This window comes from Roseovarius sp. 10 (assembly GCF_033100315.1).
In the GTDB taxonomy this organism is placed as follows: domain Bacteria; phylum Pseudomonadota; class Alphaproteobacteria; order Rhodobacterales; family Rhodobacteraceae; genus M30B80.
Window position 1 is genome coordinate 1,042,750 of record NZ_JAWLVH010000001.1, and the last position, 18,912, is coordinate 1,061,661.

The 18,912-nt window shown below is 49.5% G+C and carries 19 protein-coding genes; 5 read left to right on the forward strand and 14 right to left on the reverse strand.

Annotated features, from left to right (window positions below):
* The 3 genes from RYZ18_RS05235 to RYZ18_RS05245 form a co-directional block, all read right to left on the reverse strand.
* Entirely contained in the window at positions 1 to 849 is an 849-nt protein-coding gene (locus RYZ18_RS05235; protein WP_317655327.1) for an ABC transporter permease, read from the reverse strand.
* Positions 850 to 928: 79 nt separating this feature from the next.
* Positions 929 to 2,203: a PotD/PotF family extracellular solute-binding protein gene (locus tag RYZ18_RS05240; protein ID WP_317655329.1), complete on the reverse strand. Its 1,275-nt coding sequence runs from the start codon at positions 2,201 to 2,203 to the stop codon at positions 929 to 931.
* Between the two features lie 30 nt (positions 2,204 to 2,233).
* A complete protein-coding gene (locus RYZ18_RS05245; protein WP_317655331.1) occupies positions 2,234 to 3,217 on the reverse strand; it encodes an ABC transporter ATP-binding protein in 984 nt (327 codons plus the stop codon).
* Positions 3,218 to 3,451: 234 nt separating this feature from the next.
* On the opposite strand from RYZ18_RS05245, the gene RYZ18_RS05250 reads away from it, so the two are divergent.
* Positions 3,452 to 4,171, forward strand: coding sequence for a GntR family transcriptional regulator (locus RYZ18_RS05250; RefSeq protein ID WP_317655333.1), 720 nt, complete (start codon positions 3,452 to 3,454; stop codon positions 4,169 to 4,171).
* Between the two features lie 283 nt (positions 4,172 to 4,454).
* Positions 4,455 to 5,048 (forward strand): NAD(P)H-dependent oxidoreductase, encoded by a 594-nt coding sequence (locus RYZ18_RS05255; RefSeq protein ID WP_317655334.1) that lies wholly within the window; start codon positions 4,455 to 4,457, stop codon positions 5,046 to 5,048.
* Between the two features lie 64 nt (positions 5,049 to 5,112).
* Here RYZ18_RS05255 and RYZ18_RS05260 read toward each other — a convergent pair whose 3' ends face one another.
* Complete coding sequence (locus RYZ18_RS05260; protein WP_317655335.1) at positions 5,113 to 5,661, reverse strand: hypothetical protein; 549 nt, start codon at positions 5,659 to 5,661, stop codon at positions 5,113 to 5,115.
* Between the two features lie 30 nt (positions 5,662 to 5,691).
* Positions 5,692 to 5,988 carry a hypothetical protein gene (locus RYZ18_RS05265; RefSeq protein WP_317655336.1) on the reverse strand — a complete coding sequence of 99 codons (297 nt, stop codon included), beginning with the start codon at positions 5,986 to 5,988 and terminating at the stop codon, positions 5,692 to 5,694.
* A 509-nt stretch (positions 5,989 to 6,497) separates the two neighbouring features.
* Here RYZ18_RS05265 and RYZ18_RS05270 point away from each other — a divergent pair.
* Together RYZ18_RS05270 and RYZ18_RS05275 are read left to right on the forward strand one after the other, a co-directional pair.
* Positions 6,498 to 7,847 carry a hypothetical protein gene (locus RYZ18_RS05270; RefSeq protein ID WP_317655338.1) on the forward strand — a complete coding sequence of 450 codons (1,350 nt, stop codon included), beginning with the start codon at positions 6,498 to 6,500 and terminating at the stop codon, positions 7,845 to 7,847.
* Between the two features lie 101 nt (positions 7,848 to 7,948).
* Positions 7,949 to 8,119, forward strand: coding sequence for a hypothetical protein (locus RYZ18_RS05275; RefSeq protein ID WP_317655340.1), 171 nt, complete (start codon positions 7,949 to 7,951; stop codon positions 8,117 to 8,119).
* A gap of 302 nt (positions 8,120 to 8,421) precedes the next feature.
* On the opposite strand, the gene RYZ18_RS05280 is transcribed toward RYZ18_RS05275, so the two are convergent.
* The 7 genes from RYZ18_RS05280 to RYZ18_RS05310 are packed head-to-tail and all read right to left on the reverse strand — an operon-like array spanning position 8,422 to position 15,756.
* The gene (locus tag RYZ18_RS05280) at positions 8,422 to 10,080 is read right to left on the reverse strand and encodes a Na/Pi cotransporter family protein (protein ID WP_317655342.1); all 1,659 of its coding nucleotides are present in this window, start codon (positions 10,078 to 10,080) and stop codon (positions 8,422 to 8,424) included.
* An 11-nt stretch (positions 10,081 to 10,091) separates the two neighbouring features.
* The gene (locus RYZ18_RS05285) at positions 10,092 to 10,889 is read right to left on the reverse strand and encodes a metallophosphoesterase (RefSeq protein ID WP_317655343.1); all 798 of its coding nucleotides are present in this window, start codon (positions 10,887 to 10,889) and stop codon (positions 10,092 to 10,094) included.
* A 4-nt stretch (positions 10,890 to 10,893) separates the two neighbouring features.
* Entirely contained in the window at positions 10,894 to 11,703 is an 810-nt protein-coding gene (locus RYZ18_RS05290) for a carbohydrate ABC transporter permease (protein ID WP_317655344.1), read from the reverse strand.
* Positions 11,700 to 12,593, reverse strand: a complete 894-nt coding sequence (locus tag RYZ18_RS05295) for a sugar ABC transporter permease (protein WP_317655345.1) — start codon at positions 12,591 to 12,593, stop codon at positions 11,700 to 11,702. Before RYZ18_RS05295 ends, RYZ18_RS05290 begins: the two co-directional genes overlap by 4 nt.
* 57 nt (positions 12,594 to 12,650) lie before the next feature.
* Positions 12,651 to 13,907 (reverse strand): ABC transporter substrate-binding protein, encoded by a 1,257-nt coding sequence (locus RYZ18_RS05300; protein ID WP_317655346.1) that lies wholly within the window; start codon positions 13,905 to 13,907, stop codon positions 12,651 to 12,653.
* Positions 13,908 to 13,951: 44 nt separating this feature from the next.
* Positions 13,952 to 14,983, reverse strand: a complete 1,032-nt coding sequence (locus tag RYZ18_RS05305; RefSeq protein ID WP_317655347.1) for an ABC transporter ATP-binding protein — start codon at positions 14,981 to 14,983, stop codon at positions 13,952 to 13,954.
* Positions 14,980 to 15,756 (reverse strand): DeoR/GlpR family DNA-binding transcription regulator, encoded by a 777-nt coding sequence (locus tag RYZ18_RS05310; RefSeq protein ID WP_317655349.1) that lies wholly within the window; start codon positions 15,754 to 15,756, stop codon positions 14,980 to 14,982. The genes RYZ18_RS05305 and RYZ18_RS05310 overlap by 4 nt, the downstream gene beginning before the upstream one ends.
* A 232-nt stretch (positions 15,757 to 15,988) precedes the next feature.
* On the opposite strand from RYZ18_RS05310, the gene RYZ18_RS05315 reads away from it, so the two are divergent.
* The gene (locus tag RYZ18_RS05315) at positions 15,989 to 16,873 is read left to right on the forward strand and encodes an HAD-IIA family hydrolase (protein WP_317655351.1); all 885 of its coding nucleotides are present in this window, start codon (positions 15,989 to 15,991) and stop codon (positions 16,871 to 16,873) included.
* A gap of 48 nt (positions 16,874 to 16,921) precedes the next feature.
* Here RYZ18_RS05315 and RYZ18_RS05320 read toward each other — a convergent pair whose 3' ends face one another.
* Together RYZ18_RS05320 and RYZ18_RS05325 are read right to left on the reverse strand one after the other, a co-directional pair.
* Complete coding sequence (locus tag RYZ18_RS05320) at positions 16,922 to 17,860, reverse strand: glycerophosphodiester phosphodiesterase family protein (RefSeq protein ID WP_317655352.1); 939 nt, start codon at positions 17,858 to 17,860, stop codon at positions 16,922 to 16,924.
* Positions 17,853 to 18,911 carry a sn-glycerol-3-phosphate ABC transporter ATP-binding protein UgpC gene (locus RYZ18_RS05325; RefSeq protein WP_317655354.1) on the reverse strand — a complete coding sequence of 353 codons (1,059 nt, stop codon included), beginning with the start codon at positions 18,909 to 18,911 and terminating at the stop codon, positions 17,853 to 17,855. The genes RYZ18_RS05320 and RYZ18_RS05325 overlap by 8 nt, the downstream gene beginning before the upstream one ends.
* Position 18,912 lies beyond the last annotated feature (1 nt).

Genomic DNA, 18,912 nt, shown 5'->3' on the forward strand with positions numbered 1-18,912 from the left:
TCACAGCTCCTTTCGAATATCGACAAGACGCAACAACAGGCCGATGACGATCAAGACAGTGATCAGCAAGACCACCGCCGTGGCAGAGGCCGAAGGGTATTGCAGCAGGTTAATGTCATTGGAAATCAGGCGCCCCACATTGGCGCGTTGACTGCCCGACATAAAGCGCACCGTGATAAAATCGCCCATCACAAGCGTGGTGACGAAAATGGTGCCAATCATGATGCCAGGCTTGCACAGTGGGATGATCACATGGGTCAAACTCTGCCACGCGCTGGCCCCTTGATCTCGCGCTGCCTCAATCAGGGCGCGATCAATGCGCATCATCGTGTTGAAAATTGGTACGACCATGAACAGCGTGTAGAGATGCACAAAGGCCAAGATCACGCTGAAATCGCTGAACAGCAACCATTCAAGGGGCTCGTCAATAACACCCCATGAGATCAGTGTAGAATTGGCTAGGCCATTTCGCCCCAAAAACGGAATCCACGAAATCATACGGATGATATTGGATGTCCAAAATGGGATGGTGCAGAGCAAAAAGAGCGCAATTTGCCATTTGAGGCTGCGGATTTCAAAGGCCAGATAATAGGCAACAGTGAACCCGATCACGAGGGTGAAGGCCCAAGTGATCAAGGCATATTTGAATGTATTGAGAAAGACCCTGTAGGTCACGGATGACCCGAACAGGAATTCATAATTGTCGAATTGAAAAGCAGGGTAAATTGAATATTCGGTCGCGCCCCAGAAGCTGACAATCACAATCATGACAATCGGCGCAACAAGGAAGGATAAGAGAACAGCCGCCATCGGGGCCGCTTGTATCCATGCGGTGACTTGTTTGGTCATCTGGGAACACTTTGGTTATGGGGTGGTTTTGGGGTATGAGGGGGCAGCATGGGCCACCCCCTCAGTTGTGCAAGATCGCTTAAGCGGCGATGAATTCATTCCACTTGCGCACCATGTATTGGTTCTCTTCCATGACTGAGTTCCAGCAGGCCACAGCCCCCATGCGGTCATAGAATGAGCCACCATCACGGATCTCACCGGCACCTGCCAATTTATCCCCAAATGGCGAGGTGATGTCATCGGTGCTTTCTTTGCCTTCGAACCAATAGCCCCACTCGTTTTCGCTCATGAAGTCTTTGGAGGTTTCAGGCACGGCAGAATAATAGCCCTGACGCATCAAGAAGCCGCCAACCCAACCCGAGAGATACCAGTTGATGTAATCATAGGCGGCATCCAACTCCATGCCCGAGAGATTGGCCGACAGGCCAATGCCGCCACCCCAGCTGCGATAGCCTTCGCGCAATGGCTGATAGACGCATGGGATACCGCGCGAACGCACGGCGGTAATCGCGGGCGACCACATAGACTGAATAACCACCTCGCCCGAAGCCATCAGGTTGACGCTTTCGTCAAAGGTTTTCCAGAAGGCGCGGAACTGGCCATTTTGTTTGGCTTCCGTGAAGATGGCGATGGTGCGATCGATTTCATCGCGGGTCATATTGCCCTTGTCGCCATATTGGATTTCCCCCATGGCCTCGCAAACCATTGCCATATCCATGATGCCGATGGAGGAAATATCAAGGATCGAGGCCTTGCCTGCGAATTCTGAGTTCAACAACTCAGACCAGCTTTCAATCGGGCGACCAATCAAATCGGGGCGAATGCCAAGCGTATCTGCGTTGTAGATGGTTGGGATCAGGGTCATCCACCCCGATTCATTGTTCACAAATTCGGTGCCATCTGGCCCCTCAACAAAGCCAACAGTATGGGGCGCGGTGCCCTGTGCAATGGTGCTTTCTGGGGTCAGCTTACCATCGCGGAAAATGCCGACAATCTTATCGTAATTGGTGATGCGGCTGGCATCCATCGCCTGAAGATTGCCCGAAGGCCAAACCTTTTTGCAGACGAAATATTCGATATCCGCAATGTCGAAACTGTCAGGCTGGGTGGCGGCGCGCTGCGTCACACTGTCGGTGTCGAGTGCGGTCATCTCAAGGGTGATACCGAGGTCTTCTTTCACCTTGGTTGCCACCTCATTGAGGTTCGAGACGCCTGTGCCAAACTGGCGCAAGGTGATGTCGCGAATGGATTGCCCCCAAACCATTGGCGCGGGCAATGCAGAGGCGGCCAAAGCTGCCCCGCCTGTTTTCAGGAGGGAGCGGCGGCTGTAGCGAATTTTTGGAACTGAAGTCATGTCGTGATCCTCTTGGCTGAAACGGCAGTTTTAGGCGGAGACCAGATGTGCGTTTTGGTCGTCCCAGGTAAGCCCAATGACCTCACCAAGGTCTTTGGGGGTTTCGATGAATTGATGATCTGGCACGAGGGCGGTGGCCTCTTGATCCCCCGCCACAAGGGCGGTCAACGCCACATGCGCGCCTTGATATTCAACGCCAATCACACGGCCATCCATGCGCCCTGCCCCTTGGGCGGTGACTTGGATTGCATCATTGCGCAGCGCAACCTGACCTTGGGGCAATTTCAAAACGTTATGCCCCCCCAAGAACCGCGCAACGAAGGCGGTTTTTGGCTTATTGAAAATATCGCGTGCCGATCCTGCCTGTTCGATCTTGGCATTGTTCATCACGATAATCTCATCGGCCAAGGCCAGCGCCTCGTCTTGGCCATGGGTGACATGGATGAAGGTAATCCCAAGCTCACGCTGAAGGCGCTTAAGCTCCGCGCGCATCCGAATACGTAGGAACGGATCAAGCGCCGAAAGCGGCTCGTCCAACAGCAAGACTTGCGGGCGGGTAATCAGGGCGCGCGCCAAGGCAACCCGCTGTTGCTGCCCACCTGATAATTGATCAGGCTTGCGCTCGGCCATTGCAGACATCTCGACCAATTCAAGCATCTCATTGGCGCGCTTGTGACGGGTTGCGCGATCAATCCCTGCCATCCGCAGACTAAAGGCAACGTTGTCGCGCACACTGAGATGCGGGAACAGGGCATAGTTTTGGAACATCATAGCCGTGCCGCGTTTTGCGGGTGGCAAATGGGTGACTTCGCGCCCGTCAAGAACGATTGCGCCGTCTGATACCCCTTCATGGCCCGCGATCATCCGCAATGTCGAAGATTTACCACAGCCAGAGGGGCCCAGCAGGCATGCATAGACCCCCGACTTAAAGCCATGCGAAATCGCATCCACCGCAAGCGCATCGCCATAGCGTTTGGTGAGAGAAATCAATTCAAGGTCAAGCGGGGCCGTCATGGGGTTTCCTTGCTGTTTTTCTCAGCAAGCGGCCCAAAGCGGCGCAGGTCTATGATGGACAGAAATCGAATCTCGCCCTTGCAGGCAAACGCTTAAAATTTAAGCACGTATTTCCCTGTTTGCGCAGCGATTGCGCACAAAATTGTATACAATCTGATAATAGCTTGGATACTGAACGGGCGCGCCTTGCACTCGATTCTATTCGCCCCCATCTTTGTGTGTAAGGAGAACCTGATGAACAAAGCACCCAAAGAACAGTTCTTTCTGAATCCCGTGGTCAATGGCCCAAGCGGGGATCTGGTCACTGATCTCAGCATGGCAATTTATGAACACCGCCTTCTTCCAGGGACAAAACTGGGGGAAGACGAATTGAGCGATATTTACAACGTCTCACGCACCGTGGTGCGCACGGCTTTGCAGGCACTTTCGCATTTGCAACTGGTCGAATTGCGCCGCAATCGGGGTGCTTTTGTCTCGCAACCGACTGTCCGTGAGGCCCGCGAAATTTTCGAAGCCCGCGCCTTGCTTGAGCCGCGCACCGCCCGTTCTGCCGCCGAGCGGATGACAGATGCGGCGCTTGCGCGGCTTGAGGCCCATATCGAGGCCGAACATCAAGCCATCCATGCAGGCGAACAGGGCAAGGCAGTGCGCCTTTCGGGTCAATTCCACATCGAAATTTCTCACATCGCTGACCAAGCCACCATTGCAGAATTCATCGAACGCTTGGTTGCGCGATCTTCGCTGATTGTCGCGATTTACTGGCGCCGCCAAAGCGCGCTTTGCGAGAAGCACGCCCATCACGCCCTTGTCGAGGCCTTCCGCCGCAAAGATGGCGCAGAGGCCGAGGCGCTGATGAAAAGCCATCTTTTGGATATTCTATCCGCATTGGATCTGCGCGAGGCCGCCAAACCGCATACAAGCCTGAAATCAATCTTGGGCAAAGCGGCCGACTAACGACAAGGCCCGATCCAGATGAGAGCGGCTGCCGCGCAGCGCGGGCCAGATCAGGCCGATTTCGCCATCTCGCAACAGGCTTGCCGTTGGATAAATGAATTTAATTCAAGGTTTGAGGGGCTTCAATCCATCGCTCTTAGCCCCTTGCTGGGCAGCCTATTGAAAAATAGGCATTTCTCTCGGTGGCCAACCCTCAAAATACGCACATACCCTGTGCGTTCTCGTATGAAGCACCCCCCTGCTGCGCGCGCTATACGTTAGGTCACCTAATTTGGAGGCACATATGTCTAGCACAAATTTACTGATCGTTTTTTATTCCACATATGGAACCAACCATGCCATCGCGACCGAGGCTGCAAAAGCCGCCGAAGAAGCCGGTGCTTCTGTCCGTCTACGGCGCATCGCGGAAACCGCACCGGCAGAGGTTGTAAACAGCCAAGATGGTTGGAAGGCCCAAGCCGAAAAAGCGGCCACTGTTGATCTGGTGTCCGAAGCGGATTTGGAGTGGTGCAACGGGCTCTTTATTTCGAGCCCAACGCGGTACGGCGGCATGGCGAGCCAAACGCGCGCATGGCTTGACACATTGGGCGGCTTATGGATGCGCGGCGCCTTGGCGGGCAAGACACTCTCAGCAGCGGCAACGGCGCAGAATAAAAACGGCGGCGCCGAAGGGGCGATTCAGCAAACCTATGTTTCATCCATGCATTTCGGGATGATCCCAGTCGCACCTGGGTATGGTGACCCCATAAAGTTTGAAGATGGCGGCAACCCCTACGGCTTTGTCATGCAACCAGGTGAGCTGACTGACACCTTGAAAAAGTCGATACACTATCAAATCAAACGCCAGATCGACATAACTTCGAAACTGGCCGCGTAAGCATTTACAACGAGCGCACGTCCTTTTTTCGGGGCGTGCGCTTGCTGTTTCCGCTTTTTCAAAGCTATTTCAACTCTCGCAAGAGCCGAAAGCCCATCATAGCGATGAGCAACACCACAGCAAAGCCAAGAACATCTCCGACAAATATCGCACCCGAAGCCTGCGCATCGGTGACGTTCAAGCTATAATGCTGCACAGCGTTGATCAGCGCGCCGCCAGCACCGGCGAGAACCAGACTTTTCCAATCGATTGAAACCGCGAGATAATTACGCTCTATAAAGTCAAAGCGGCTCAATACCTCAAAGGCCAGAACGCAGGCCACGAGGCTCCCCAATGCCAGAACAAGCCCTTGGAGGATCGTGGCCGCATCACCCCCAAACCCCGCATAGACCGCGCTGATAGGCAGAAGGTAGAGGATGCTCCGCCAGCCAAATAAATAGGCCGCCAGCACCCGAACACCATGCGGGAAGAACAGCACGCTGCCATAAATAATGCCAGGCACCACGGACTGCTGCAATTTATCCGAGACAACAAATACGGCCTCAAAGGCAACCGCGTAAAAGATCGAACACATGACCAAGGCCACAAGATCGGTCATAAGTGCATGCCGCATACGCACAGCCTTACTCGGGAGCTTAAAAGATTAAGCCACGATAATATAATCGGACTTGCGACCTGCGCCTGCGCGCTTCAGCTTGCCCTTATCGATCAGGCAACGCAGCGTGCGGAATTTCGTGCTCACGGGCATGTCCGCAATCAAATCCTGCGCCTCTAAATCATGAAGCGAAAATGAGCCGTCCGCTTTTGCGGCCAATGCCGCGGCACTGAGCACATATTTTTCAGCCTCAGTGAGTTGGTGAATGCCCACTGACGCCTCCATTTTTTCCAACGTATAGCGCAACCGCGCGACATTGGTGAGGATGTCAAACTTCATCGACACGTATAAGTGCTCCTTCTGCTGTCATATTAGCAGTCGAATGATTTCCGATAGTTTATGTGGGTCGGCCGCTTGAGTCCAGCACAGCGCCGGACAGCCGCAACCCGTTGCGTTATCGCAAGGATTTCTTGACAAACGCCCTGACCGAACACGTCCCGAATATGTGGCCCAACACATTTGAGGCACAAAAGGAAGATCAACACAGTTTATCCGGTTTTTTGAAGTGGTGCCCGGGGGCGGAGTCGAACCACCGACACGAGGATTTTCAATTTTCCCGGATTAGATTCCAAAGGGGTTCAAACCGTAGCAATCCGCGCAAGTAATATCGTGACTTCAATGTTTTAAGAGTAGCAGACTGCCCCGATCCGTTCCCCTTCAGATCATTCTAGCCTACGCTGTGGGACACCCCCACGGCACCCAAGGCCAAGTTCCGAGCCTTGAGAAAGTTGTTCGTGCCTGATTGATTGATTTTTGTGGCCCTGTAGCCACCTCCACGACCAAGGTTCTTAATTATGGCATTGAAAGACCTCGACGCAGAAATCGTCAGAATCAGAGACCACAGGTCTAGAACGTACTACACTGAAGCCTTGCGCGCCTATCGCTCGGGAGCGTATCGCGCAGCGATCTCCTCAGCGTGGGTGGCGTTGGTATTCGATATCTTGCTTAAGTACCGGGAACTTTCTGCAGCAGGTGATGCAGAAGCCACGACATTCATTGGCGGTTGGGACAAAGCTATTGCGGCGAACGATGTCGCAAAGCTGCTTGAGCATGAACGCAGTTTGCTTGAGCACGCCAAGACAAAGATGGGTCTGATGAACTTGCAGGAGCATCGCCTCCTGCAGAGGCTTTACGAGGATCGGCACCTGTGCGCTCACCCGGCATTTGCGGTAGAAGATAAGCTGTTTGAACCGACTGATGAGTTGGTGCGAACGCATATCGTGAGCATTGTGGACATCGTCCTGAGTCAGCGCCCCGTACAAGGGCGAAAGATCTTCGAGGCCTTTAGTACCGACGTCCAATCGCCCGGGTTCCCAAGTGACGAGGGAAAAGCAATCCAATTCGTTGAAGACAAATACCTCTCTGGTATGCGTAGCGAAGTCCTTAAGAATTTCGGAATAATACTGGCAAAGTCTCTCATTAAGAACGTGCCTGCCGAATGGGACAATCATCGCATTCGTATTGTTGACGCGCTGAACGCGCTGCGGCTCCGCCGATCAGAAAGCTGGCAAGAGATTCTTACAGCTGTCGCAAAGCTGATCAATGATGACGATCCGGAGTTGCGACCGCGCGCGCTAGCCATGCTTGCAGACTTCCCTGAGCTTCTGCCAAGGGTTGAGGAGGCGCCGTTGGCTGCTTTGCAGGAAGTTGCGAGCTCCGATGCACAGCTTGTAGACTACCCAGAAGCATTTGCAGCTGTGGAGCTTGAACCGTTTAAAGAGGCACTCCTAACAAGGTTCGCAGACCTTTCGCGCACTGAGGCCGCAGAAGTATTGAATGTAGTCGCTGCAAAAATGTTCTGGCCAAACGCGCTTGAAAGGTTCGGCAACTCAGGAAGTTACCGGAATGCTGAGGCCAACTTTGACAGATTCATAAGGCCATTCACCGAAGGTATGACGGAAGAAATGCTGGATCAGGTGCTAGAGGCAACCCGAGAGAATGGGCAAATCTGGGATGCAGGCGGAGTACCTGACCGTCTTTTCGAGTTGTTGAAAGCCAAGCAACCAATATGCCCCAGCGCCGGTTCGGTCGACGAATTCTTTCTGAGCCTTTCAAGCCGCTTAAGAACCCGCTTCGACGATGTTTGGGAACACCTTCGCTCTTTGGGCTGGGAAGAACCCGAGCAACTGCCAGATGAAGACTAGCCTCTGGATATGGGCAATCCCAAGCATACGTATGCGATCCGGCACAGAACCTGCCAAACCATACCCTGACACGCGGATTCTGGGTGTCTTATGATGTCTGCATGAAACAGATGCTGACAACCAAATCGCTCGACGCGATGCGCCCCGCGACCACCAAACGGTACGAGGTCCGCGACCAGAAAGTAAACGGCCTGCACGTGCGTGTGTCGACCACAGGTGCCAAGGTGTTTTACACGTTGCTCCGACCGAACGGTGCGCGTATTCGGCACTAGACGTTGCTACATGGCACCCAACGGGCACCCAGCCCAATGCGCCTATCCGGTGAGCGCAACTCGAATGCGGTTAAGGGGTTGATTTTTATTATTTAAGTGGTGCCCGGGGGCGGAATCGAACCACCGACACGAGGATTTTCAATGAAGATGTTTATATATTTCTGTTGATTTACAATAATTTAGAAATAACATTTTTTGGTGTGCTTATAAATGTGTTTTAAAATGCACCCAAATTTGGAACGCAACCACTGTGTTGAACATAGCGTATTAGCATGCTGGCGGTGCATAAACTGCTAGCACCTCTAAGCGCTCGCTAACCTACTATCTAACAATTCACCTGCTTCAGTCAAAAGTGGGTACGCCAAGGTTGCAAATGAAGAGTTTAAAGTTTTCAAAGATCTTAAAAGATCAATGTGAATAGCGCTTGTTTCAATGGAGGCAATTTGCCCCTCGCGCAAGCGGATCAAATGTTGTTTTTCCAACTCTTGCTCAAGATCTCTTATAGTTTCTTTTTGCTCTACCACCGCACGCGCAATACCCACATCATCAGACATCAGCACCACAATACCCTGCTGAATATTACGTAGTACACGATCATAAAAATCTAAAAGTTCAGCCTTCCCCTGATCTGAAAAGTTTGTCTTTTCTAGGAATTTACGTCGTGCAAGCCCAACTAGCTTTCTGGCGATTACATCTGAGCCAGTTTCTATGTTCACTGCATTACTTGACAAATCGAAGGCACGTGTACCGATCTCCTCTTTCCTATCGGCGCTTTGTATATTGGAAAGGTAAACCCTTACATCGGTAGCCATTCGAGAAATTTGAGCATGCTCTTCTTTTAACTGATCTGCCACGCGCTGATCATAAACATCAAACAAACCAACGGCTTCTCGTAACATTGCTTCAACACGGTTACCCATCTCAACCATTTCTCTGCGAGCACATGAAAAAGCACGCTCAGGCTGATCAAGCACCGATTGATCTAAAGCAGAGCGTTCGAAAACTAGTCCATCACTTGTTTGCTTATTAGGAACCATGAGTTCTACAACTCGTAAAACTGGGCTTAAAAACACTAGCCCCAGGATGACTAAGAAAAAATTAAATACCAAGTGTAATCCTAGAACCTGCTGTTCTGCGCTGACACCCATTGTTAGCTCGCCTACTTGAAACTGGGCAACAAACATTAAGCCTGCAACTGCGCCTCCGCCGCGCAGCAGCAAATTTGCAATCACAACACGCCTGACAGACAGATCAGCATGCAATGTCAAAACAAACGCGATAAACGCACCTCCAAGATTTGCACCTAAAACCATTGCGAAAGCTGCATTTAGGGGAAGAATTCCAGAGGCAGTAAACATCGCAAACAATAGGATTGCCGCCACACTAGAATGAACAAACCAAGCAAATATTGAAGCAACTATAAAAGCAGTGATCAAATCGTTTGCTAAATATCTTGTAACAGCTTGAAGAGCTTCAGCTTCAGCTACAGGTGCACTTGCAATCCGAATTAAATCTAAGGAGACAAAAATTAGGGCCAGCCCGATAAAAATGCGTCCAACCTGTCGCAGAGTTCTGCGAGAACTTCTCAAGAAAAAAATGACCCCAACTAAGAGAAGCACTGGCTCCAAAATAGCAACTCTAGAATTGAGAACCTGTACCACGATAGCAGATCCAAGATCCGCTCCTAACACGAGCGCTAGACTTGACATTGTGCCCAAAGCGCCACTGGACATAAAACCAGCCATTAAAAGCACCACAGCGGTTGAGCTTTGCAGTAGCGTCGCGGCGGTTATACCAGTTAATGCAGCACTGACCCTGTTTTGTGTGGTACGCCTCATCCAGAGGCGGATGTTGCTTCCGTATGCCCTCTCAAAACCAGTGCGAACCAGCCTTACCGCCCAAATCAAAAGACCGGCGGCAGCAGCTAAATTCAGAGCAACTATTATTGGTGCATGGTCCATTCTAACTACACTCAGAAAGCATAAGGGCCACCGTTATACGATGTTGGAACTGCACTCCAATGGTAACCCATTTCTGTATCAAGGACGCCAAAACCGGTTGGTTGGGTAAAAAAGCCAATAAAAGCATCCGTTCTTCTGTCGAGCGCAAATGCACTGCAAACCGACGGAGCAGTTACGGCTGAATGGCCGCCTACCTGACCGTAATGCACCCCGTGTACATGCCCAGCTAGAATTATAATGCTATGTTTGACATCACGCATTATTGCGCTGAATTCATCAATGCCTCTTAACCCAATTGCATCCATAAATTTAATGCCCGTTTTGAAGGGTGGGTGATGCATTAACACGACGGTTGGAGTTTTAACTGACTGAGACATCGCAGAGCTTAGAAAAGCTAGGCCATCTTTATTCACTTCTCCTGACCCGCTTCCTTCGATTAGGGTATCGAGGCCCACAATCAAAGTTCCGTTAACTGTGGTCTGCCAATTTATAGCACCACAATCGGGCATAAACGGCAAATCACTAAATGCATTTCTAAAATGCTCTCTGTGGTCATGGTTCCCAGGTATCGGAAGAACCGGCACGCCCAATCGATCTAATTGTGCGCGTACGAATTGATAACTAGATGCGGTACCATCGTCACTTAAATCGCCACTAACCAACACAGCATCGACCGGATCAAGAGCGGATAGCATTTCGATGATTTGATCGATCGTATTTAACAAAATAGCCCTAGTATCCAAGACACCAGAAGCAGTTTTTCCTTCTGCAACCACGTGTAGATCGGTCAGATGCAAAAATCGAGCCATTGGATTATTTGATCCCTGCCCGCAAAAATGCCTGCACGAATTGACGCTGAAAGATTAAAAAAGCCAGCAGAAGAGGCGCAACGGACATCATTGTTGCTGCAGAGATTACGCTTATATCTACTCCATTTTCAGGCGCGCCAAAAATTGACAAGCCAACAGTGAGTGGACGCGTATCAGGTGAGTTGGTAACAATAAGCGGCCATAAAAAATTGTTCCAGTGGGTAGAAACCGAAACCAATGCATACGCAAGATAGGTAGGCCGCGCCAATGGCACATAAACACGCCACAAAATTCCAAACCAACCACAACCCTCCACTCGCGCAGCTTCATGCAGCTCCACGGGAACGCCTTTGAAAGCCTGCCGCATCAAGAAGATACCAAAAGCAGAGGCCATGTAAGGCATCCCAACGCCAAGGATTGTGTCGAAAAGACCGATACGCGAAACCATGGCATAGTTTTCAACAATCAGAACTTCAGGAAGTATGAACAACTGCATAAGCACAAGGATAAACATTAAGTCCCTGCCAGGAAAACGTACTTGAGCAAAAGCAAAGCCCGCTAAGGTTGTAACAACGAACTGCCCGATGAGTATGATAGTGACCAATGCAAACGTATTTAAAAAATACCGCATCCACGGAGCACCATCCCAAGCAGTCCGAAAGTTATCAAAGGTCCAACTTGCCGTTAGATTGAAATTCACTGCATCCGAAGTTGAGTGAAACGCAGCCCAGAAGGCAAAGACCAAGGGCGAAATCCAAACTATAGCGAGCAGGATAGCCCCGATTGGTTCAATATTTTGAATAATACGGCTCATTGATAGTGCGTCCGCTTATCAAGAACGGTGAACTTCACACCGGCCACAACCCCCAGCACCAGAAGCACAAGGATAGTCATAGCAGCAGCATGGGGCGCATCAAAGAATGCGAACGCCATCTCCCAAATGTAATAGAGTATTAGTTTGGACGCATCGTTCGGACCGCCTTTAGTCAAAATGAATAAATGGTCGATAAGTTTTACCGAATTAATCAGCGCATTCACCATTATGAAAAGGGTCGTCGGCATTAGCAAAGGCAACACAATGCGCCGCGTATAAGTCCAACGACTTGCACCTTCGATATCGGAAGCCTCTTTTAAATCCTCTGGAATGGTTTGAAGTGCGGCTAGATAAAAAATCATAAAAAATCCGGCCTCTTTCCAGATTGTGACAATGATAACTGCCCACAACGCGGTAGAGGGCTGACCAAGCCAATTCACACTCGGCAATCCAAACAAGCCGCCAATTTGATCCAACACACCTAATCCCGGTGTGTAGAAAAATAACCACAAATTTGCCGCAGCAATCATAGGAAGAACGGTAGGCGTAAAATACGCAGTCCGAATGAAGCCACGGGCTGGGATTTTGGAGTTGGCCCAAAGTGCCATGGCCAAAGCTATTGCAATTGATATCGGGATAGTCGCAGCGGCATAGATTAGATTATTGGTTACAACTTTCCAAAAGGTCGGATCCGCGAACAAATCAGAATAATTTTCGAAGCCAACAAACTCGCTTGGGCGCCTACGTGTTTGGCGACTAAAGATACTTGACCAAAAGGTTGCAAGTGATGGGTAAAATGCAAAGGTACTCAAGAGAACCACTGCGGGAGAGAGCAAGATCCACCCGTATACAGCCTGCCGTCGTCGCTCCATTTGAACAAATCGTGACATAAAATTAGCCTTTGCGAGACATTGGGCGCCCAAATGTTATGGGCGCCCATAGTGATTTCACTGATAAGCACGCAACAGGCGCTCTGCTGCTTCTTGAGCTTCCGACAAGGCTGCCTCAGGAGTAGCAGTTCCTGTCAGTGCTGCCTGAATTGCATTATTCAGACCCTCACGGACACGAGCTGTCTCAAACGTTGAGAACTCTGCAACTGCATTCTCAAGCTGGTTACGAGCAACCAATGCGGGAGGAAATTCTGCGGTGTAGGCCTGCAAAGCCTCGGTCTCATATGCAGCAGGCGATACCCCCATATACCCGGTAGCAATTGACCAAGCTGCAGCTTGCTCAGGCGAAGTCATAAACTCAATCAAACGAAGAGCTGCTTCACGTTCCTCGGGTGTGGTATCTTCAAAAACATAGAAGTTACCACCACCAGTCGGCGAGCCTGGACGAACATTCGCTGGCAATTCTGCGACACCGAAATCAAAAGTAGCATTATTTTTGACGGCCGTAAGGTTGCCAGTTGAATGCCACATCATTGCCGTTTGCCCTTCTAGGAAGGCTTGACGCAATGTTCCCCATTCAACTGTACCTTCAGGCATTATGCCATGTTCTTGACTAAGCGACAGCCAAAACTCAAGAGTATCGACAACGGCTTCATCATCGAAATAAGTTGTCAAACCATCGTTTGACATCACCTCTTTACCATTTTGAATGGCTAATGCCTGGAACATCCAATACGGATATCCCGTCGACGGGATCATAAGTCCATAGGTATCGCCATTCGTCAGCGCTTGCCCCATCGAAATCATCTCTTCCCACGTCGTAGGCGGGCTTTCAGGATCTAGACCAGCAGCTCGAAACATATCCTTGTTGTAGTAAGCAACAATGGTTGAGCGCTGGAATGGAATACCCCAAGTCTTTCCTTCGATACGGCTATTTGCCATCAATGCAGGATAAAAGCTGTCCAGCCATGCTGGATCAACACCTTCGATATCGTCAAACGCGACAATGAGCTCCTGTTCAATTAAATCGTAAGCATCGATTGAGAACATGACTGCCAATTGAGCAGGTTCACCCGACGACAAAGCTGAAAGGGCTCGTACACGAGTATCGTCATAGTTGCCTGAGTAAATCGCATTTACGGTAATATCGGGGTTAGCTGCCTCAAAATCGGCTACGATCCCATCGACCACTTCGGTTAACGCACCACCCACAGCAATCGGGTAGTACATAGTGAGTTCGGTGTCCGCGACAACGGGTGTGGCAAACGCTGTAGCAGCGGTCGCAACAACTCCTAGTTTGCATGAAAGTTTCATTTTAGTCCTCCCTGATTTGCATTAAAATTTAATGCGCTAAGCCCTTATCGGGCATGATTTGCAAGCCGATTGCCTGCAGTATCGAAAAGGTGGAGATCTTTATCCGCGAACGAGATTTCTATCGTCTCACCGGATGAAATGTTGTGGAGCCCAGGCAAGCTGAGTGTCAAACCCGATGCAGATTTGTGCTCTAATCCGACAAAAGTCTCAGAACCCAAAAATTCGCATTCTGTTACGGTACATGTGAGGCGTCCTTTGCCTTTTTTTGAAACAGTGATGTTTTCTGCTCGCAACCCAACTTTTTCGACTCCATCGAACTCGCCTACATCGCAAGCATTGATTAGAGCCATCGGTGGCGAGCCAACAAACTCTGCAACAAACGTATTTGCAGGCGAATAATAAAGCTCTTCTGGGGTACCGGCCTGTTGTATCCGGCCATCCTTCATCAAGACGACGATATCCGCCATACTCATGGCTTCGGTCTGATCATGAGTGACGTAAACAACAGTAATTCCAAGATCCACTTGAAGTTTCTTAATATCCTTACGCACAGATGCGCGTAGTTTAGCATCAAGATTGGACAAAGGCTCATCCATCAGACATAGCGGCTGGTTAGCTACGATAGCTCGAGCCAACGCAACACGTTGGCGCTGTCCACCTGATAATTCGCCTGGCTTGCGATCTTCATATCCCAGCAGACCTGTAATCTCGAGAGCTCGCTGGAGTTTAGCCTTGCGTTCAGGCGCTGAAACCTTACGGACCTTGAGGCCAAAAACAACATTTTCAGAAACTGTTAAATGCGGAAACAACGCGTATGATTGAAAAACCATCGACAAATTACGATCTGACGGCGCCGCGTTGGTGACATCGACCCCATCAATTGTAATACGTCCCTGATCTGGCAGCTCTAAACCTGACAAGAGGCGCAAGGTTGTTGATTTTCCGCAACCACTTGGCCCTAAAAGGGCTACAAATGCTCCCCGTGGAATAGAAAGGGACACATCCTCAACCCCAAGCTGACCATTCCAACGCTTAGCAACACCACTGATTTCCACAAAGGCTACTGGTTGGGTCATTCAGTTATTCCTACAAAAGAAATTCTATCCGAAATCATCTCAACGACAGGATCATAAGTAACGTCAGGTCGATGGTCACAAATGACCTCACTGACTTCAGAAATCATGGCGCCAGCGGCAGGAGCAAGCCGGCCAAACTTACTACTATCGATAACAAGTATTGAACGCTGAGCATTCATGCGCATCGCTTCACTCGCCCGAACTTCAGCCTCATGAAATTCAAGCAAACGACCATCTTCCGCGACACCAGCAGTTCCAAAGACGGCGAATTCAGCGCGATAACGATTGAAAAATGAGACGACTTCCTCACCCACAAAGTCGCGGTCTGGAAGGCGAAGCTCACCACCCGGAAGGATAATGCGATTAGATAGCTCTTCACTTAAAGCCATCGCAACGCTCAGGTTATTTGTGATGACCGTAAGCTCCTTATGATAGCGCAAAGCACGAGCGACCGTCAGCGGCGTGGAGCCAATTGACATAAATAATGTTGCTCCATTGGGAATTTGGGACGCGACCACCGAGGCGATTGCGCGCTTACCCATCAAATTGGTTCCAGCACGTTGATCAAAGGGCGTATTCACATGGCCAGCCGCGAGCTCAATTCGACCATGCGCTCGCCGTAAAGTTTTCCCATCGCACAGCAAATCGACGTCTCGCCGAATTGTTTGCATCGAGACGCCAAGCATTTCTGAGAGAGCGCCGACGCTTGCGCCACCACGCTCTCTTACAAGCTCCATGATTAGCTCATGTCTTCTAATTTTTTTTGACGCCAAGGCATATTCCTCCCTCGAGCGCTTACGATACACCACAAAAGCAACAAAGCAACACTATTTGTAATCTTTTATTACAAATTTAACAAACAACGCAAAATTAAAGCATTACATACCTAAAATATTTGATATTTTTTGCCAAATAGCTCATTTTTTGTTGTTTTGTAACTTTGTTGCTATACAAGGATACGCAACGCTATGAAGCAACCAGGTTGCACGAAAGGCCGTCCCACATATGCACGACGTCGCGAGTATATTTCACAGATACGAAGCCATCAGGCATCGATTGCCGAGCGCTGTCAGTGCAAAAAGCTCTGTGTTTATTGCTTCACTAATTGAAATTGCAGATGAGATTGACGCCTTTGTATTTGACGCATTTGGTGTTCTGAATGTGGGAGAAACACCGATACCTGGCGCAGCACAAAGACTTGAAGAACTACGTCATCTTGGGTTGCAGATACGAATCCTATCCAACGCTGCAAGCTACTCCCATGATCATGCCGTACAAAAATTTCGGGATCTTGGCATCCAAATCGATTCAGAAGAAATCATAACTAGTCGAGATGCTGCGCTAAAAGATTTAGACGACAGACTGTGGGGCTGCATTGCTGCTGACGCAGATCAGCTCGAAGATATTGGAAAAGATACAATCAAGCTATCGGATCAAGCGAAAGATTACGACAACGTCGACGGTTTTTTGTTTCTATCTACTGAAAGCTGGACCCCAGAATACCAGCTCATCCTGCGCGATACCCTGTTACGCAAGCCACGACCTTTAATTATCGCAAATGCTGATATTGCTGCTCCGCGTGATTACGGTTTTTCCCTTGAACCCGGACACTTCGGACATCTTTTAGCAGATGATGGCATAGAAAATATTAAATTCTATGGAAAACCGTTTCCCGAAGTTTTCGAAATGATTGAAAAATCTCTTCCGAGCACATCGACGTCACGAATAGCAATGTGCGGAGACACTCTTCATACTGATATACTGGGAGCCGCGGCAAGAAACTGGCGCACCGTTCTAGTGGAGCGCGACGGAATGTTTGCCGGTGTGGATACTGTGGGCTATCGAACCAATGCAGGGCTAGACTCCACTTGGCGCTTGTCGCGTATTTAAGCGGTAATCCTAAGAACTCTGATTAATGAAAAGGCTCGCGCCGCCTGTTTATATGTTGGGCCTCATGCCGGCATCTGCAATCAGTCGCTGCACTCTTCCCGGATAATCAGTTACTATTGCATCAACTCCAATATCCAGCATCCGAATGATGTCGTCGGCCTCATTGACGGTCCAAACCGCTACCACCAATCCAAGGTCTTGCGCAGCCGTTACCATATTTTTGGTGACCTCATCAAAATATGGGCACCAAACACGCCCACCTGCATCTTTGATTAGCTGAGGAATTTGAGCACTCAACCCTGTGAAGTCCGGCGCAACAGAGTGCGAAGAGTCTTCCCCTTCTAAAGTCTCTGGAGGATTTAAATGTGTGAGGAAAGAAGTGGGGAAATCTGGCGCATACTGCTGGCATAAATTCAACAACTTCCAATCGAAACTATGCAGAAGCGTTCGGTCAGCTAATTTCGCCACTCTGACCGCATCAACGACTTCTTTAACAAGGCGTTTACGATACTGCATATCGCAGGAACGCTGTGGATCAGACTTAATCTCAAGCATTAGGAAGGTATTAGAGTGTTCAGGTCTGGCAGCTAGGTTTAAGAGATCGTCCAGCTTGGGCACATGAATGCCATCGATTTGCGCTTGGTCTTTGAACCTCTGCCCGTACGTTGTAGTGCCATCAATCCGACCAATATCAAACTGTAGGACTTCATCTAGCGTAAGCTCTGAAATAGGCTGTTCTTTGCTAATAAATAAACCGCTTGGCTCACGAAAGGTCGGAGCGTGTAGTCGATGGTTGTGGGTTATTACAGGAACAAAATCCGCGGTCATAACCACATCAAATTCTAACAAATTTATTCCTGTATTTAGAGCAAACTCAAAGCCGATCATTGAGTTTTCAGGAAGAATTCCACGTGCCCCCCTGTGCCCAATTATTCTGACCACATTTTCGGCACCACGGAAAGCTTCCGCAGCATCCAATTTAGTCATGATCCAACCTCTTTTGTGAAGCTGGATCAAAGAGATGGATGTTCGCAGCAGACACACTAAACTTCATAAGATTTGATGCATGATCAAGGGTATGAACACCGTTTACACTCACAGTTATAGCTTCGGATGTGGCCTCTAAGTGACCATGCAAGAGTGTGTTAGCACCTAAAGGTTCGGACACGCGCATCTCAACGCTGATAGTTCCTTCTTGATCAGGAACTAAATGTTCAGGCCTAACGCCAAATTTAACAGGGCCATTTGGCAACTTAGTGGCTACGACTTTGCTTTCATTGAGATAAACGAATTTATCTTTGACGTGCGCATCAAACACATTCATTGCGGGGCTTCCAATGAATTGTGCTGCAAACAATGATTGCGGCCTTTCATAGACCTCTAAAGGGGTTCCAATTTGTTCTGCGACGCCACTATTCATAACGATCATTCGATCCGCCATTGTCATAGCTTCGACTTGATCATGCGTCACATAAAGAGAGGTAATTCCAAGTTTCTGTTGAAGCTCTCTTATTTCCAACCTCATTTGTACGCGCAATTTGGCGTCCAAGTTGGATAAAGGCTCATCAAAAAGAAAAACAGATGGTTCTCGGACAATTGCGCGCCCCATCGCGACACGCTGGCGTTGCCCTCCAGATAATTGCCGTGGTTTGCGATCCAGCAATTCAGTCAATTGAAGCAATTTGGCCGCCTCATCAACTTTTGACATTATGCTAGCTTTCGGCAAACCCGCTATCTTCAGGCTGTATCCCATATTTTCTCTAACAGACATATGCGGATACAATGCATAGTTTTGAAAGACCATTGCGATATCTCGCTCCATTGGCTCTTTCTCGTTAACACGCTGATTTGCGATAATAATGTCGCCTTCAGTCACCGTTTCCAAACCAGCAACCATTCGAAGAAGTGTGGACTTTCCACAGCCAGACGGCCCAACGATTACAATGAATTCTCCGTCAAAAATATCCAGGCTCACACCATGTATGACATCCACTGAACCGAAGCTCTTTTTTACGTTGTTTAAACTTACCGTCGCCATT

What these genes read in the sequence shown, in the direction of transcription:
- RYZ18_RS05290 (WP_317655344.1), bottom strand. Translation starts at nt 11,703, where the DNA reads ATGAGCCGTATTATTCAAAATATTGAACCAATCGGGGCTATCCTGCTC.
- RYZ18_RS05295 (WP_317655345.1), bottom strand. Translation starts at nt 12,593, where the DNA reads ATGTCACGATTTGTTCAAATGGAGCGACGACGGCAGGCTGTATACGGG.
- RYZ18_RS05270 (WP_317655338.1), top strand. Translation starts at nt 6,498, where the DNA reads ATGGCATTGAAAGACCTCGACGCAGAAATCGTCAGAATCAGAGACCAC.
- RYZ18_RS05275 (WP_317655340.1), top strand. Translation starts at nt 7,949, where the DNA reads ATGAAACAGATGCTGACAACCAAATCGCTCGACGCGATGCGCCCCGCG.
- RYZ18_RS05240 (WP_317655329.1), bottom strand. Translation starts at nt 2,203, where the DNA reads ATGACTTCAGTTCCAAAAATTCGCTACAGCCGCCGCTCCCTCCTGAAA.
- RYZ18_RS05245 (WP_317655331.1), bottom strand. Translation starts at nt 3,217, where the DNA reads ATGACGGCCCCGCTTGACCTTGAATTGATTTCTCTCACCAAACGCTAT.
- RYZ18_RS05305 (WP_317655347.1), bottom strand. Translation starts at nt 14,983, where the DNA reads ATGACCCAACCAGTAGCCTTTGTGGAAATCAGTGGTGTTGCTAAGCGT.
- RYZ18_RS05315 (WP_317655351.1), top strand. Translation starts at nt 15,989, where the DNA reads ATGCACGACGTCGCGAGTATATTTCACAGATACGAAGCCATCAGGCAT.
- RYZ18_RS05260 (WP_317655335.1), bottom strand. Translation starts at nt 5,661, where the DNA reads ATGCGGCATGCACTTATGACCGATCTTGTGGCCTTGGTCATGTGTTCG.
- RYZ18_RS05325 (WP_317655354.1), bottom strand. Translation starts at nt 18,911, where the DNA reads ATGGCGACGGTAAGTTTAAACAACGTAAAAAAGAGCTTCGGTTCAGTG.
- RYZ18_RS05255 (WP_317655334.1), top strand. Translation starts at nt 4,455, where the DNA reads ATGTCTAGCACAAATTTACTGATCGTTTTTTATTCCACATATGGAACC.
- RYZ18_RS05285 (WP_317655343.1), bottom strand. Translation starts at nt 10,889, where the DNA reads ATGGCTCGATTTTTGCATCTGACCGATCTACACGTGGTTGCAGAAGGA.
- RYZ18_RS05320 (WP_317655352.1), bottom strand. Translation starts at nt 17,860, where the DNA reads ATGACTAAATTGGATGCTGCGGAAGCTTTCCGTGGTGCCGAAAATGTG.
- RYZ18_RS05300 (WP_317655346.1), bottom strand. Translation starts at nt 13,907, where the DNA reads ATGAAACTTTCATGCAAACTAGGAGTTGTTGCGACCGCTGCTACAGCG.
- RYZ18_RS05235 (WP_317655327.1), bottom strand. Translation starts at nt 849, where the DNA reads ATGACCAAACAAGTCACCGCATGGATACAAGCGGCCCCGATGGCGGCT.
- RYZ18_RS05280 (WP_317655342.1), bottom strand. Translation starts at nt 10,080, where the DNA reads ATGGACCATGCACCAATAATAGTTGCTCTGAATTTAGCTGCTGCCGCC.
- RYZ18_RS05250 (WP_317655333.1), top strand. Translation starts at nt 3,452, where the DNA reads ATGAACAAAGCACCCAAAGAACAGTTCTTTCTGAATCCCGTGGTCAAT.